Annotated in this window: 13 protein-coding genes; 7 read left to right on the plus strand and 6 right to left on the minus strand. The window is 67.3% G+C overall.

Features of this window, described 5'->3' with window-relative positions; all coding sequences use genetic code 11:
• Positions 1 to 17: 17 nt before the first annotated feature.
• The gene (locus PSQ40_RS00160; RefSeq protein WP_273947780.1) at positions 18 to 1,679 is read right to left on the minus strand and encodes a CTP synthase; all 1,662 of its coding nucleotides are present in this window, start codon (positions 1,677 to 1,679) and stop codon (positions 18 to 20) included.
• Positions 1,680 to 1,762: 83 nt separating this feature from the next.
• Entirely contained in the window at positions 1,763 to 2,704 is a 942-nt protein-coding gene (locus PSQ40_RS00165; protein WP_273947782.1) for a LysR family transcriptional regulator, read from the minus strand.
• Positions 2,705 to 2,884: 180 nt separating this feature from the next.
• Between PSQ40_RS00165 and PSQ40_RS00170 the strand changes: the two genes are divergently transcribed.
• From PSQ40_RS00170 to dut, 3 genes are all read left to right on the plus strand, one after another.
• Positions 2,885 to 4,408, plus strand: a complete 1,524-nt coding sequence (locus PSQ40_RS00170; protein ID WP_273947783.1) for a CoA-acylating methylmalonate-semialdehyde dehydrogenase — start codon at positions 2,885 to 2,887, stop codon at positions 4,406 to 4,408.
• Between the two features lie 368 nt (positions 4,409 to 4,776).
• Positions 4,777 to 5,988, plus strand: coding sequence for a bifunctional phosphopantothenoylcysteine decarboxylase/phosphopantothenate--cysteine ligase CoaBC (coaBC, locus tag PSQ40_RS00175; RefSeq protein WP_273947785.1), 1,212 nt, complete (start codon positions 4,777 to 4,779; stop codon positions 5,986 to 5,988).
• Between the two features lie 21 nt (positions 5,989 to 6,009).
• Positions 6,010 to 6,456, plus strand: coding sequence for a dUTP diphosphatase (gene dut / locus PSQ40_RS00180; RefSeq protein WP_273947787.1), 447 nt, complete (start codon positions 6,010 to 6,012; stop codon positions 6,454 to 6,456).
• 157 nt (positions 6,457 to 6,613) lie between these two features.
• On the opposite strand, the gene PSQ40_RS00185 is transcribed toward dut, so the two are convergent.
• Complete coding sequence (locus PSQ40_RS00185) at positions 6,614 to 7,138, minus strand: FKBP-type peptidyl-prolyl cis-trans isomerase (protein ID WP_273947789.1); 525 nt, start codon at positions 7,136 to 7,138, stop codon at positions 6,614 to 6,616.
• 265 nt (positions 7,139 to 7,403) lie between these two features.
• Here PSQ40_RS00185 and PSQ40_RS00190 point away from each other — a divergent pair, with 265 nt between their 5' ends.
• From PSQ40_RS00190 to PSQ40_RS00205, 4 genes are all read left to right on the plus strand, one after another.
• Entirely contained in the window at positions 7,404 to 8,543 is a 1,140-nt protein-coding gene (locus PSQ40_RS00190) for a cupin domain-containing protein (RefSeq protein ID WP_273947790.1), read from the plus strand.
• A 4-nt stretch (positions 8,544 to 8,547) separates the two neighbouring features.
• On the plus strand, positions 8,548 to 9,069 hold the full coding sequence (locus tag PSQ40_RS00195) for a hypothetical protein (RefSeq protein WP_273947791.1): 522 nt from the start codon (positions 8,548 to 8,550) through the stop codon (positions 9,067 to 9,069).
• A gap of 259 nt (positions 9,070 to 9,328) precedes the next feature.
• Positions 9,329 to 9,595: a hypothetical protein gene (locus tag PSQ40_RS00200; RefSeq protein WP_273947792.1), complete on the plus strand. Its 267-nt coding sequence runs from the start codon at positions 9,329 to 9,331 to the stop codon at positions 9,593 to 9,595.
• Positions 9,596 to 9,733: 138 nt separating this feature from the next.
• Complete coding sequence (locus tag PSQ40_RS00205) at positions 9,734 to 10,516, plus strand: SOS response-associated peptidase (RefSeq protein WP_273947793.1); 783 nt, start codon at positions 9,734 to 9,736, stop codon at positions 10,514 to 10,516.
• A 43-nt stretch (positions 10,517 to 10,559) separates the two neighbouring features.
• Here the strand turns inward: PSQ40_RS00205 and PSQ40_RS00210 are convergent, their stop codons facing one another.
• The 3 genes from PSQ40_RS00210 to dapA form a co-directional block, all read right to left on the minus strand.
• The gene (locus tag PSQ40_RS00210; RefSeq protein ID WP_273947794.1) at positions 10,560 to 11,333 is read right to left on the minus strand and encodes an MBL fold metallo-hydrolase; all 774 of its coding nucleotides are present in this window, start codon (positions 11,331 to 11,333) and stop codon (positions 10,560 to 10,562) included.
• Between the two features lie 125 nt (positions 11,334 to 11,458).
• Entirely contained in the window at positions 11,459 to 12,568 is a 1,110-nt protein-coding gene (bamC, locus tag PSQ40_RS00215; protein ID WP_273947795.1) for an outer membrane protein assembly factor BamC, read from the minus strand.
• 51 nt (positions 12,569 to 12,619) lie between these two features.
• On the minus strand, positions 12,620 to 13,516 hold the full coding sequence (dapA, locus tag PSQ40_RS00220) for a 4-hydroxy-tetrahydrodipicolinate synthase (protein ID WP_273947796.1): 897 nt from the start codon (positions 13,514 to 13,516) through the stop codon (positions 12,620 to 12,622).
• Between the last annotated feature and the right edge of the window lie 55 nt (positions 13,517 to 13,571).

The following is a 13,571-nucleotide window of genomic DNA, read 5'->3' on the forward strand; positions in this document are numbered from 1 at the left end:
TGGGTCTCCTGTGGCGCTCAGGCCTTGTGGGTTTGGCCGGCGGCTTGGTGTTCCACCGCGGCTTTGATGAAGGCGTTGAACAGCGGGTGACCGTCCCACGGCGTCGACTTGAACTCGGGGTGGAACTGCACGCCCATGTACCAGGGGTGCACGCTTTGCGGCAGTTCGACGATTTCCGTCAGCTGCTCACGCTGCGTCAGCGCCGAGATCACCAGGCCGGCCTGGCGCAACTGGTCGAGGTAGTTGACGTTGGCTTCATAGCGGTGGCGGTGACGCTCGGTCACCACGTCGCCGTAGATCTGGTGCGCCAGCGTGCCCGGGGACACGTCCGAGCTCTGAGCCCCCAGGCGCATGGTGCCGCCCAGGTCGGAGTTCTCGTCGCGCTTCTTGATGGTGCCGTCGGCGTCTTTCCACTCGGTGATCAGCGCGATCACGGGGTTCGGACCTTCGGGTTCGAACTCGGTGCTGTTGGCGTCCTTCAGGCCGGCCACATGGCGCGCGTACTCGATGGTGGCCACTTGCATGCCCAGGCAGATGCCGAGGTAGGGCACCTTGGTTTCCCGGGCGAACTGGGCCGCGCAGATCTTGCCTTCGACACCGCGCTTGCCGAAACCGCCGGGCACCAGGATGGCGTCGTACTGGCCCAGGCGCTTGACGTTCTCGGGTTCGATGGTCTCGGAGTCGATGTACTCGATCTTGACCGCGACGTGGTTCTTCATGCCGGCGTGGCGCAGCGCTTCGTTGAGCGACTTGTAGCTGTCCGACAGGTCGACGTACTTGCCGACCATGGCGATGGTGACCTGGCCCTTGGGGTTTTCGGTCTCGAACACCAGGTCGTCCCAGCGCTTGAGGCTGGTCGGCGGGGTGTTCAGGCGCAGCTTGTCGCAGATCAGGCCGTCCAGGCCTTGCTCGTGCAGCATGCGGGGCACCTTGTAGATGGTGTTCACGTCCCACATGGAGATCACGCCCCACTCGGGCACGTTGGTGAACAGCGAGATCTTGGCGCGCTCGTCATCGGGGATGCGGCGGTCAGCCCGGCACAGCAGGGCGTCGGCCTGAATGCCGATCTCACGCAGCTTTTGCACCGTGTGCTGGGTCGGCTTGGTCTTGAGTTCGCCGGCCGCAGCGATCCAGGGCACGTAGGTCAGGTGGACAAAGGCGGTGTTGTTGGGGCCCAGGCGCAGGCTCATCTGGCGCGCAGCCTCGAGGAAGGGCAGGGACTCGATGTCACCCACAGTGCCGCCGATCTCGACGATCGCCACATCCACCGCGTCAGGGGTGCCAAACGCGGCACCGCGCTTGACGTATTCCTGGATCTCGTTGGTGATGTGGGGGATGACCTGCACGGTCTTGCCCAGGTAGTCACCACGGCGCTCTTTTTCGAGCACGGATTGGTAGATCCGGCCGGTGGTGAAGTTGTTGGCCTTGTTCATGCGCGTTTCAATGAAACGCTCGTAGTGGCCGAGGTCGAGGTCGGTTTCAGCGCCGTCATCGGTCACGAAAACCTCGCCGTGCTGGAACGGCGACATCGTGCCCGGATCAACGTTGATGTACGGGTCCAGCTTGATGAGGGTGACTTTGAGGCCCCGCGATTCGAGAATCGCGGCAAGGGAGGCTGAGGCGATTCCCTTGCCCAGGGAAGACACCACACCGCCGGTGACGAAGACGAATTTGGTCATGTCGGGTCGGGAGCAGGGGTCCCGGGAGGTGGTAAACGGAGATTATAAAGGTGCCGCTGCCCAGGCAGCGGCGGCGTCGAAATTCAGGGCGGTTGCAGCGGGTGCAAATCAAAACCGCCAGCCAGCGATTGTCGCAGGTGCTGCACCAGTGCGGTCACGGCCAGCGGCACATGGGCCGAGTACGGGCGAATCGCATACAGCTGGCGCGCAAAAGGACCGACGTTGGCCCACTCGGGCAGCACCTGTTGCAGCTGGCCGCTGCGCAGGCTGGCCTGGGCGCTGAAGTCCGGCAGCAGCGCAATGCCCAGATCGGCCAGGGCCGCGTCGCGCAGCGCTTCGCTGTTGTTGGCGGCCAGCGGGCCGCGCACCGGGATGGTCAGCCGCTCCGTGCCGCGCTCAAAGGTCCAGGTGGGCGTGTCGCCGCTGCGCGGGTAGTGCAGGCAGTCGTGTTGCGCCAGCGCCTGGGGGCTGTCGGGCTGACCGCGCTGAGCCAGGTAGCCCGGGCTGGCCACCAGCACCGAGCGGGTGTCGCACAAGCGCCAGGCCACATGGGTGTCGGGCACCTGATCGCTGTGGCGGATGGCCAGGTCCAGCCCCTCCATGGCCAGCGAGGCGAAGCGGTCTGACAGCTCCAGCTCCAGCCGCACCTCGGGGTATTGGCGCAGAAAGTCCGCCAGTCGCGGCACCAACTGTTGCCGTGACAAGGCCACCGGGGCGGTCACGCGCAGCCGGCCGCGGGGCGTACCGGCCAGGTCGCGCACGCTGGCAAAACTGTGGGCAATGGCATCGAAGGGAGCGCGCGTGTCGTCCACCAGGCGCTGACCGGCCTCGGTCAGGCGCACGCTGCGCGTGGTGCGTTGCACCAGGGGCACGCCGGCCAGGCGCTCCAGTTCGGAGATGCGCTGGCTGACCGCGGCCTTGCTGACGCCCAGGCGCCGGGCCGCTGCGGTGTAGCTGCCTTGCTGGGCCAGCACCACCAGCCAGTGCAGGTGGCCCCAGAGGGTGTGGTTAAGGGGGGTGTCCATGGCTTGATTGTTCATCAAATTGAACAATAAGTTCAGCGTGGCAGCCTAGGCAGGCCGGGAGGCCCTGCCTAGACTTGGGCCTCACCCGCTTCGGTGTCTTGCTTGGCCGGCCCTTCACGGCCTGGCGAAGGGCCCCCGGGGGGCGGTCATTTTTCTTCATCCTTTTCTTGCAGAGGCAGCATGAGCCAAACCCCTTCCAGCGCCGACGTCGGCCACTACATCCAGGGCGCCGTCACCGCCGGTGTCAGCACCCGTCGCCAGCCGGTTTACAACCCCGCCACGGGCGAGGTGAGCCGCCAGGTGTGGCTGGGCAGCGTGGCCGATGTCGATGCGGCGGTGGCCGCGGCGCAAGCGGCGTTCCCGGCCTGGGCCGACACCCCGCCGATCCGCCGTGGCCGGGTGATGTTCAAGTTCCTGGAGCTGGTCAACCAGCACAAGGACACGCTGGCGCGCATGATCACGCTGGAGCATGGCAAGGTGTTCACCGATGCGCAGGGCGAGGTGTCGCGCGGCATCGACATCATCGAGTTCGCCTGCGGCATCCCGCAGCTGCTCAAGGGCGACTACACCGAACAGGTCTCCACCGGCATCGACAACTGGACGATGCGCCAGCCGCTGGGCGTGGTGGCCGGCATCACGCCGTTCAACTTCCCGGTCATGGTGCCGATGTGGATGTTCCCGGTGGCCATCGCGGCGGGCAACACCTTTGTGCTCAAGCCCAGCCCCACCGACCCCAGCGCCAGCCTGTTCATGGCCGACCTGTTGAAGCAGGCCGGCCTGCCGGACGGTGTGTTCAACGTCGTGCAGGGCGACAAGGAAGCGGTCGACGCGCTGTTGGTGCACCCCGACGTCAAGGCCGTGTCCTTCGTCGGCTCGACCCCGATCGCCAACTACATCTATGAGACCGGGGCCCGCCACGGCAAGCGCGTGCAGGCCCTGGGCGGCGCCAAGAACCACATGGTGGTGATGCCCGACGCCGACATCGACCAGGTGGTCGACGCCCTGATCGGCGCGGGCTACGGCTCGGCCGGCGAGCGTTGCATGGCCATCAGCGTGGCCGTGCTGGTCGGCGATGTGGCCGACAAGGTGGTGCCCAAGCTGCTGGAGCGTGCCAAGAGCCTCAAGGTGCTCGACGGCATGAACCTGGCCGCCGAGATGGGCCCGATCGTCACCGGTGCCGCCCACGCCCGCATCAGCGGCTACATCGAGGCCGGTGTGCAAGAGGGCGCCCAGCTGCTGCTCGACGGCCGCGGCTTTGACGGCAAGACCGCCGGCCCCGGTTGTGACCAGGGCTTCTGGCTGGGTGGCACGCTGTTCGACCACGTCACGCCTGAAATGAAGATCTACAAGGAAGAGATCTTTGGCCCCGTGCTGTCCTGCGTGCGCGTGCCTGACTTTGCCACCGCGGTACAACTGATCAATGACCACGAGTTCGGCAACGGCGTCTCCTGCTTCACCCGCGACGGCAATGTGGCGCGCGAGTTCAGCCGCCGCATCCAGGTCGGCATGGTCGGCATCAACGTGCCGATCCCGGTGCCCATGGCCTGGCACGGTTTTGGTGGCTGGAAGAAGAGCCTGTTCGGCGACATGCACGCCTACGGCGAAGAGGGCGTGCGCTTCTACACCAAGCAAAAGAGCGTCATGCAGCGCTGGCCCGAGAGCATCGGCAAGGGCGCCGAGTTTGTGATGCCCACGGCCAAATAAAAAACCAAGAACCGCGAACCCGACCCCGCCCGCTGGCGATGGGCGCTTCAGACGAGGCGCCAAGCCGCCAGCGGTACAGCCGTGCGACAAGGCGACGCAACGGCGTGTCCCGGGGGCGGCCACGGCTCAGCACCGCCAAGCCAGCACCGCCTGGCCACCCCAGGCCCCTTCGGGGGCCGCGGACCGCACGGCAGGTCTGCCCCCCGCGCTGCCGCGGGGTGGGCGGGCCGGTCGGGCGTTTTTTTGCTGCGGGCGGCTTTCCCGCAGGTGACGACCCCACGGTGCGCGGGCGCCGAGCAGGCCCGGGGGTCTGCTACATTGCCGCATTCTTTGCCAACCGGGCCTGCTCCAGCAGGGCTTTCGTCACCATGGACCTCCAGGGAAAACACATTGTTTTGGGCCTCACCGGCGGTGTGGCCTGCTTCAAGTCGGCCGAACTGTGCCGTGAGCTGATCCGCCAGGGCGCCACGGTGCAGGTGGTGATGACCGAGGCCGCCGCCCAGTTCATCACCCCCGTCACCATGCAGGCGCTGTCGGGCCGACCGGTTTACAGCTCGCAGTGGGACGCCCGTGAGGGCAACAACATGCCGCACATCAATCTCAGCCGCGAGGCCGACGCCATCGTGCTGGCGCCCTGCAGCGCGGACTTCATCGCCCGCCTGGTGCAGGGGCGGGCCGATGAGCTGTTGAGCCTGCTGTGCCTGGCACGACCGATCGAGCGCGTGCCGCTGCTGGTGGCGCCGGCCATGAACCGCGAGATGTGGGCCCACCCGGCCACCCAGCGCAACCTGACGCAGTTGCAGGCCGACGGCGCCGTGTTGCTGGGCGTGGCCCGGGGCGACCAGGCCTGTGGTGAGACCGGCGACGGGCGCATGCTGGAGGCGCTGGAGATCTGTGAGGAGGTGATTGCCTTCTTCCAGCCCAAATCCCTGCGCGGCCGCCGTGTGCTGGTGACCGCGGGCCCCACGTTCGAGGCCATCGACCCGGTGCGCGGCATCACCAACCACTCCTCGGGCAAGATGGGCTTTGCGATCGCCCGCGCCGCCCGCGAGGCGGGGGCCGACGTCACCCTGGTGGCCGGTCCGGTGCACCTGCCCACGCCACGTGGCGTGCGCCGCCTCAATGTGGTGTCGGCGCGCGACATGCTGGCGGCTTGTGAGCCCGCGGCCCAGAGCGCCGATGTGTTCATCGCCACCGCGGCCGTGGCCGACTGGCGCCCCGCCTCGGCCAGCGACCAGAAGATCAAGAAAGACGGCTCGGGCCAGACCCCGCAGCTGAGCTTTGTCGAGAACCCCGACATCCTGCACGCCGTGGCCCAGAGCGAACGCGCGCAGCGCGGCGACCTGTTCTGTGTCGGCTTTGCCGCCGAAAGCCATGACCTGGTGGCCCACGCCCAGGCCAAACGCGCGCGCAAGGGCGTGCCGCTGCTGGTGGGCAACATCGGCCCGGCCGCGTTCGGGCAAGACGACAATCAGCTGCTGCTGGTGGACGAGGCCGGGGTGCACGAGTTGCCCCGTGCTTCCAAGCTCAACCTGGCCCGCCAACTGGTGGCCGACATCGCTCGCCGCATGGCGGGCTGACCTTTTCTTGTTTTTTCACGCATGAACATCGACGTCAAGATCCTCGACCCGCGCCTGGCGGACCAACTGCCCGCCTATGCCACCCCGGGCAGCGCCGGCCTCGACCTGCGCGCCTGCCTGAGCGAGCCGCTGACGCTGGCGCCCAACGCCTGGCAGCTGGTGCCGACCGGCATCGCCATGTACCTCCAGGACCCCGGCTACGCCGCCATGATCCTGCCGCGCTCGGGCCTGGGCCACAAGCACGGGATCGTGCTGGGCAACCTGGTCGGCCTGATCGACAGCGACTACCAGGGCCAGCTGATGGTCAGCGCCTGGAACCGCAGCCCCGTGCCCTACACCATCGAGCCACTCGAGCGCATTGCCCAACTGGTCATCGTGCCAGTGGTGCAGGCGAGCTTCAACGTGGTGAGCGAATTTGCCCCGACGCAACGGGGCGAGGGCGGTTACGGCTCCACGGGCCAGGCCTGAAGCAGGGCGGACGCGCTTTGGCGCGCTGAGGGGCCCCAGCCCGGACCCAGCCCGGACCCAGCGGGCCCGCGGTGCAGACCCACCAACACAAAAGCCCGCCGACGGTGACGTCAGCGGGCTTTTTCATGCGGCGTGGGCGGTGTCGACCGCGGGGGCTTCAGTGCAGCTGGTCGTTGCCCGGGGCCATGGGCTGGATGCGGAAGAAGCCGGTGCCGGCCGTGCCGCGACCGATCTCTTCTTCGGTCGCTTCGCGCACCGCGTGCACCTGCAGGTGCAGGCGAATCGCGATGCCCGACAGCGGGTGGTTGCCATCCAGCACCACGTGCTCGGGGTAGATCTCGGTCACCGTGTAGAGCGCATCGCGCGGGGCGTCCGGGTGGCAGCCGGCGGGCAGGGCGCTGCCTTCGAAGGTCATGCCTTCCTCGAGTTCGGCCGGGAACAGGCCACGCGGTTCCAGGAAGATCAGTTGTTCGTTGTACTCGCCGAAGCCTTCTTCGGGTTCGATCTGCAGCTTGACCTTGGCGCCGGCCTCGTGGCCTTGCAGCACTTCTTCGATTTTCTTCAGCAGGTCATCGCCGCCGACCAGAAAGTCGACCGGCTCGTCCAGCACATCGAGCTCTTCGCCCAGGGTATCGGTCAGGGTCCAGGTCAGTGCGACCACGCATTGTTCAGTGATTTCCATGGCGTCCGCCTTCGTAGATGCGGTGATGATTGGTTGGGTAGGGGCCGGGGGCCCATCCGGGCGCGGGGCCCGCTGCCGCGGTGGGGCACCGGGCAGGCGGCAGGTCTTGAGGGCCCGAGTGTATGCGAGCCCGTGGCCTGGCGCTGGGGTGGGCTGGGCCCTGGCGCCGGGTTTTCTTGCGCCGCGTCACAGGGGGCGGCGGCCGTTCCGTAGGAAAATCGGCACCATTCGATCAGTCGCCCGCTCACCCGGGCCCCTTTCTGCCATGGACATTCACCAACCCCTCACCTTGCTGGGCGGCCTGACGCCCCAGCAATTCATGAAACGCCATTGGCAGAAAAAGCCGTTGCTGGTGCGCCAGGCGGTGCCGGGCTTCCAGCCCCTGCTCGAGCGCGGCGAGTTGTTTGAGCTGGCCGCCAGCGAGGCGGTGGAGTCGCGCCTGGTGCGCAACACCCAGCCGGGCTGGGCTGTGCGCTCGGGGCCGCTGCCACGCCGCAGCCTGCCGCCGCTGAGCCAGCCCGACTGGACCCTGCTGGTGCAAGGGGTGGACCTGCACGACGAAGCCGTGCACCACCTGATGCAAGGCTTCCGCTTTGTGCCTGACGCGCGCCTGGACGATCTGATGATCAGCTACGCCACCCCCGGGGGCGGCGTGGGCCCGCACTTTGACAGCTACGACGTGTTCCTGCTGCAGGCCCATGGCCGCCGCCGCTGGCGCATCGGTCGCCAAAAGGACCTGAGCCTGCGCGACGACACACCGCTCAAGGTGCTGGCGCATTTCGAGCCCGAAGAAGAGTTTGTGCTCGAGCCCGGCGACATGCTGTACCTGCCGCCGCGCTACGCCCACGATGGCATCGCTGAAGACGAGTGCATGACCTACTCGATTGGCTTTCGCTCGCCCAAGCGCGACGAACTGGCGCGCGAGGTGCTGCAGCGCCTGGCCGAGGACGCCGAGGACCTGGCCGGTGACGGCCTCTACCGCGACCCGACCCAGCCCGCGGTGGCCGACCCCGCCGCCATCCCTGAGGACCTGCACCTGTTCGCGGCCGACGCCCTGCAACGGGTCCTGAACGACCCCGATGCACTGGCCCGCGTGATTGGTGAGTACCTGACCGAGCCCAAGGCCCAGGTCTGGTTTGACAGCCAGGAGGACGGCGCAGCACCGGTCCTGACCCAGGGCGTGCGCCTGGACCGCCGCACCCGCATGTTGCACGACGAGCGCCATGTGTTCATCAACGGCGAGGGCTTCCGGGCCGCTGGCCGCGACGCCACGCTGATGCGCCAACTGGCCAGCCTGCGCGTGTTGGGTGGCAAGGACGTGGCCCGCCTCAGTGCGGGCGCGCGTGAATTGCTGTTGGAATGGTGCCAGGCCGGTTGGCTGCACCCCATCCCGCCTCAGGTGTGACGCCATGACCCCGGTCCTGCCCCCCACTGGCGCCGACTGGCCGCCCGAGGCGCTGCAAGGGCGCTTTGAAGGCCGCGAGGCCTTTGCCGACCGCCTGCGATGGGCATTGGCCGAAGCCGCCCGCCTGGGCTGGCAGGAGATGGTCTGGTGCGATGCGACGTTTGAAGACTGGCCGCTCGGGGAGCGCGTGGTGGCCGAGTCGCTGCAGGCCTGGTCGCGGGGAGGGCGTCGCCTGTGGCTGCTGGCCTGCCATTACGACGAGGTGCAACGCCGCCACGCGCGATTTGTCCAATGGCGGCGCACCTGGGACCACCTGATCGAGGCCCGGGCCTGCCGCCGGGCCGACCCGGGCGACCTGCCCAGCGCGCTGTGGAGCCCTGCCTGGATGATGCAGCGCCTGGATTTGCAGCGCAGCACGGGGGTGTGTTCGGTGCAGCCCGAACGCCGGGTGCAGCTGCGTGAAACCTTGGACACCTGGTGGCGTCGCGGTTCGCCGGCATTCCCTGCTTCTGTGCTCGGGCTTTGACGTCATTCCAGACCAAGCGGTCAGCTTTTGACTCTAATCATGCAAAAGTGCACTTAAAAGTTCTTCAATTCTTTACAAATTTGACACACATCATCGGGTTTTGTCCGCCTGTCAGTGTTTGTTGGGATTGACGAATACCTCCTATAATTTGCAGTTGAGTGAAATTTGCGCGGCATTCGTACAGCGCTCGCTCAGCCGGGCAGTTCGGCTTGGACCGTTCGGCAACCGGAATTCTCTCTATCCAACAAGGAAACTTGACATGAAGAAATCGCTCGTTTTGGCAACCCTGATTGCCGCTGCCGCCCTCGCCGCCTGCGGCAAGAAGGAAGAACCCGCTGCTGCTCCCGCACCGGCTCCCGCTGCTGCTCCGGCTCCCGCCGCTGAAGCGCCGGCCGCTCCCGCTGCTGCCCCCGCCGCTGACGCTGGCACCGCCACCACCGCTCCGGCTCCGGCTGCTGCTCCGGCCGCTGACGCTGCTGCTGACGCCGCCAAGAAGGCTGCTGAAGACGCTGCTGCCAAGAAGTAATTTCTTCGCGATCGCATGAGAAGCCACCTTCGGGTGGCTTTTTGTTTTGGGGCGCTGCATCAGCCCCGCTCAGGTCTTTCGGGGGCCCTGGGTGGTGCAGGGCCGGGGCGGGCGGCCCGCTGCGCTAGCATGCCGGGCATGACAGTCCAATTTGAGAGCGTTCACGCTGCCGATCTTTTTCCGCTGGCCTTCGGTGTGCCGGCCCCCGAGCAGGGCTTGCCACGCACCCTGCGCCCCCGAATGGTGGGGGCCTTCATCTGCCGTGAGCTGCCTGCGGTCGCCGCGGCGGCTGACCCCTCAGCGCCTCGGGCGGGGGATCCAGTCACCCCGGCGGCAGGCGACCCCGTGGTCACGTCCGCCGCCGCGCCCTCACTGGCCGGGGCGGCGGGCGAAGCGCAGCCCCCGTCGGGTGGGCGGGTGCTGCGCTTGGGGCAGTTTGGTCTGGTGCCGTCCTGGGTCAAGTCGGCATCGGATGCGCGTTTGCGTTCGCCCAAGCTCGTCAATGCGCGGTCCGAGACGGTCAGCACCTCGAACAACTTCCGCGAGGCTTGGCTCAACGCGCAGCGCTGCATTGTGCCGATGATGGCTTTTTTCGAGGACGACCTGCGCAGTGGTCAGGCGGTGTCCACGCGCATCGCCCGCGTCGACGGCAAGCCCATGGGGGTGGCCGGCCTGTGGGCGCAATGGAACGGGCCGGGCGGCGAGCCCATCACCAGCTTCACCCTGCTCACCGTCAATGCCAACAGCCATGCCTTGATGCACCGCTACCAACACCCGGGCACTGAAAAGCGCATGCCTGCCATCCTCAATGAGGGCGCGTATGAGGCTTGGTTGACCGCCCCGCCTGACAAGGCGCGTGAGTTCATGCGCGCGTACCCCGCCAACTGGTTGCTGGCCAATCCGGTGCAAAAGGGCAAGTGAGCGGTGCCGGGTGGGCGGGGCGCGGGGCGACCCGGTGCGGCGTTCAGACGCTGATCCAGTCGGTCCCGGTGACCGGGCTGGCGATGCCCACCTGCTCGGGCGGCCAGCCCAGCGCCTCGCCCAGCCGTTGTTGCACCAGCGCGGGCTGGTTGTTCTGTTCGCTCAGGTGCGCCGCCACCACCTGGCGCAGACCCGGGTGCTGCAGCTGGCGCAGGGCCTGTGCGGTGCTGTTGTTTTCGAGGTGGCCCCAAGGGCCACTGATGCGGCGCTTGAGGAAGGGCGGGTAGCGCGACTGGCTGAGCAGGTCTGCATCGTGGTTGGCCTCCATCAGCAGCGCATGGCAACCCGCGAGCTGCTGGAGCACATGCGGGCTCACATGGCCCAGGTCGGTCAGCAGACCGAGCCGCACCACGCCGTCCTCGCAGCGCAGCTGCAGGGGTTCACGCGCATCGTGCGGGACGGTGAAGGGGTGCAGGGCCATGGGCCCGAAATCGATCGGCACCTGATCGCGCGCCAGGCGCAGGCGGTCACCCAGGTCAGGTTCCCCCAGCGCCAGCCAGGTGCCTTCGCTCATCCAGACCGGCAGGCTGTGGCGGGCTGAAAAGCCCAGCGCACAGCCGATGTGGTCCGAGTGTTCGTGGGTGATGAACAGGCCGTGCAGGTCGCTGGCCTGCAGCCCGGCGTGGGCCAGGCGCTGCGTCAGCTGCCGCAGTCCCAGCCCGCAGTCCACCAGCAGGCGCCGGCAACCGGCCCCTTGGCCGGCCTCGACGACCGTGGCGTTGCCGGTGCTGCCGCTGGCCAGGTTCTTGAAGCGCATCGGGTGGGTTCAGGGCGGAGTCGGGGCAAAAAAAAGCAGGCCACCGATGGGCCTGCCCGGGGAGCCGTCGCACCCGGCCGCCGGCAGAGGCGCCAGTGGCGCTTCTGCGGCGTCCGCAGCGGGCTTTATTTCAGGTCCTCCACCAGCACCTTGACAATGCGCTGGGCATTGGCCGAGGTGTCTGGTGCCCCGTTGGCGTCCAGCACCGACACGGTGGTCTGGTTGCCAGCGCTGCGAACGGCGATCTGGTACTTCAGCGGCGCGGCGTTCTTGTCCGAGCTGCTGAACATCTTGCTGAACAGGCTGGGTTCCTTCTTGTCCGGGTTCGGCGCCACGTAGCGCACGAAGTACAGGCCCTTGGCGCGGTCACGGTCTTCGACGGTGAAGCCCGTGCGGTCCAGCGTCAGGCCGACGCGGCGCCAGGCGCGGTCAAAGCCGTCTTCCAGTTGCACGGCCGGCAGGTTGTTGACTTCGATGGCGCGTGCTTGCACTGCGACGGGGGCCGCCGCGGTTTGCTGACGGGCTTGCTCCTGGCTCACGCCGCCCAGCTTGAGCATCAGGCGACGCAGGAATTCGGCTTCGAGCTCGGGGTCGCTCGGGCGCGGTTGCCAGGCCGTTTGAGCGGTTTCCTTGTTGTTGGTGGTGTAGGTTTCCACCATGCCGCGGTGGCTGATGTAGATCTCGGTGCTGCCGTCGGCGCCGCGTTCGAGGCGGGTGCGGAAGCGGTCGCGTTCGCCGGTGTCGTACAGCGAGTCGATCACCTTGCCCAGGGTGTTGCGGATCCAGTCTTGCGGCAGCTTGGCGCGGTTCTCGGCCCAGTCGGTTTCCATGATGCCCAGCTTGGCGTCATCGAGCGTCAGGGCAAAGCCGTTCTCGGTCCAGAAGTCGGTCACCGGGGTCCAGAGTTGGTCGGCCGGGCGCTTGACCACCAGCCAACGCTGGTTGCCCGAGCGTTCCACGCGCACATCACCCAGCGTGCTGGCGGCGGTTTGGCCGCCGGCTGCCTGGTTTTTGCTGGTGGTCGCTGCCTGGTAGCTGTTGGCCGACACCGGGCCACTGCCCAGGGCGTAACGGGTGTCCCCCGACAGCTGGGTCAGGTCCGGCGGGATCTCGAGGGTCGGGGCGCGCGTGGCGCTCTTGTAGTTGATCTTGTCGCCGTCCAGCGACGAGCAGGCCGACAGCACGACAGACAGGCTCAACAGGCTGCACAGGCCCAGTCGTTTGAATTGGGTCACAGGGGGTCCTTCCAAGGCAGGAATGGGGTGTCGGATCAGCAAGGGTTCAGGTCAGAGCAGGCCGCTGGCGCGCAGGGCTGCTTCCACCACGGGCTCGTTGGCGGGGGTCAGCTCGGTCATCGGCAGGCGCATCGCACCGCCGCACAGACCCAGGCGCTTCATGGCCCACTTGACGGGGATCGGGTTGGCTTCGACGAACAGGTTCTTGTGCACGGGCATCAGCTTGAACTGAATCTCCATGGCCCGCTTCACATCGCCCGCGATGGCGGCCATGCACAGCTCGTGCATCAGGCGCGGCGCGATGTTGGCGCTCACGCTGATGTTGCCTTGACCGCCGCACAGCATCAGGGCGACCGCGGTGGGGTCATCACCCGAGTAGATGGCGAAGCCCTTGGGCACATCGCGGATCAGCCATTGGGCACGTTCGATGTTGCCCGTGGCTTCCTTGATGCCGACGATGCCGGGCACCTGGGCCAGGCGCAGCACGGTGTCGTGCGCCATGTCGGCCACCGATCGGCCGGGCACGTTGTACAGCACGGTCGGCAGGTCACCCACGGCCTCGGCGATGGCCTTGAAGTGGCGGTACTGGCCTTCCTGGGTGGGCTTGTTGTAGTAGGGCACGACCTGCAGTTGGCAGTCGGCACCCACACCGCGGGCGAACTTGGCCAATTCGATGGCTTCTGCCGTCGAGTTGGCGCCGCAGCCGGCCATGATGGGCACGCGCTTGGCGGCCTGTTCCACGGACACGCGAATGATCTCGCAGTGCTCCTCGACGTTGACCGTCGGCGATTCCCCGGTGGTGCCCACGACACCGATGCAATCGGTGCCTTCGGCAATGTGCCAGTCGATCAGTTTGCGCAGGGTGGGGTAGTCCACGCTGCCGTCTTCGTGCATCGGAGTCACCAGGGCGACGATGCTGCCTGTAATAGGGCCGGTTGGGGAGGTCATGTCCGCAGTCTCAAACGGTAAAAGAGCATTCTAACTAGGCTGCCGGTTCCCGTGA

Origin of the sequence: Curvibacter cyanobacteriorum (assembly GCF_028649475.1) — a bacterium.
GTDB classification, from domain to species: domain Bacteria; phylum Pseudomonadota; class Gammaproteobacteria; order Burkholderiales; family Burkholderiaceae_C; genus Curvibacter; species Curvibacter cyanobacteriorum.

What these genes read in the sequence shown, in the direction of transcription:
- PSQ40_RS00195 (WP_273947791.1), top strand. Translation starts at nt 8,548, where the DNA reads ATGACCCCGGTCCTGCCCCCCACTGGCGCCGACTGGCCGCCCGAGGCG.
- dapA (WP_273947796.1), bottom strand. Translation starts at nt 13,516, where the DNA reads ATGACCTCCCCAACCGGCCCTATTACAGGCAGCATCGTCGCCCTGGTG.
- PSQ40_RS00160 (WP_273947780.1), bottom strand. Translation starts at nt 1,679, where the DNA reads ATGACCAAATTCGTCTTCGTCACCGGCGGTGTGGTGTCTTCCCTGGGC.
- PSQ40_RS00165 (WP_273947782.1), bottom strand. Translation starts at nt 2,704, where the DNA reads ATGGACACCCCCCTTAACCACACCCTCTGGGGCCACCTGCACTGGCTG.
- PSQ40_RS00200 (WP_273947792.1), top strand. Translation starts at nt 9,329, where the DNA reads ATGAAGAAATCGCTCGTTTTGGCAACCCTGATTGCCGCTGCCGCCCTC.
- PSQ40_RS00190 (WP_273947790.1), top strand. Translation starts at nt 7,404, where the DNA reads ATGGACATTCACCAACCCCTCACCTTGCTGGGCGGCCTGACGCCCCAG.
- dut (WP_273947787.1), top strand. Translation starts at nt 6,010, where the DNA reads ATGAACATCGACGTCAAGATCCTCGACCCGCGCCTGGCGGACCAACTG.
- PSQ40_RS00210 (WP_273947794.1), bottom strand. Translation starts at nt 11,333, where the DNA reads ATGCGCTTCAAGAACCTGGCCAGCGGCAGCACCGGCAACGCCACGGTC.
- PSQ40_RS00205 (WP_273947793.1), top strand. Translation starts at nt 9,734, where the DNA reads ATGACAGTCCAATTTGAGAGCGTTCACGCTGCCGATCTTTTTCCGCTG.
- PSQ40_RS00185 (WP_273947789.1), bottom strand. Translation starts at nt 7,138, where the DNA reads ATGGAAATCACTGAACAATGCGTGGTCGCACTGACCTGGACCCTGACC.
- PSQ40_RS00170 (WP_273947783.1), top strand. Translation starts at nt 2,885, where the DNA reads ATGAGCCAAACCCCTTCCAGCGCCGACGTCGGCCACTACATCCAGGGC.
- coaBC (WP_273947785.1), top strand. Translation starts at nt 4,777, where the DNA reads ATGGACCTCCAGGGAAAACACATTGTTTTGGGCCTCACCGGCGGTGTG.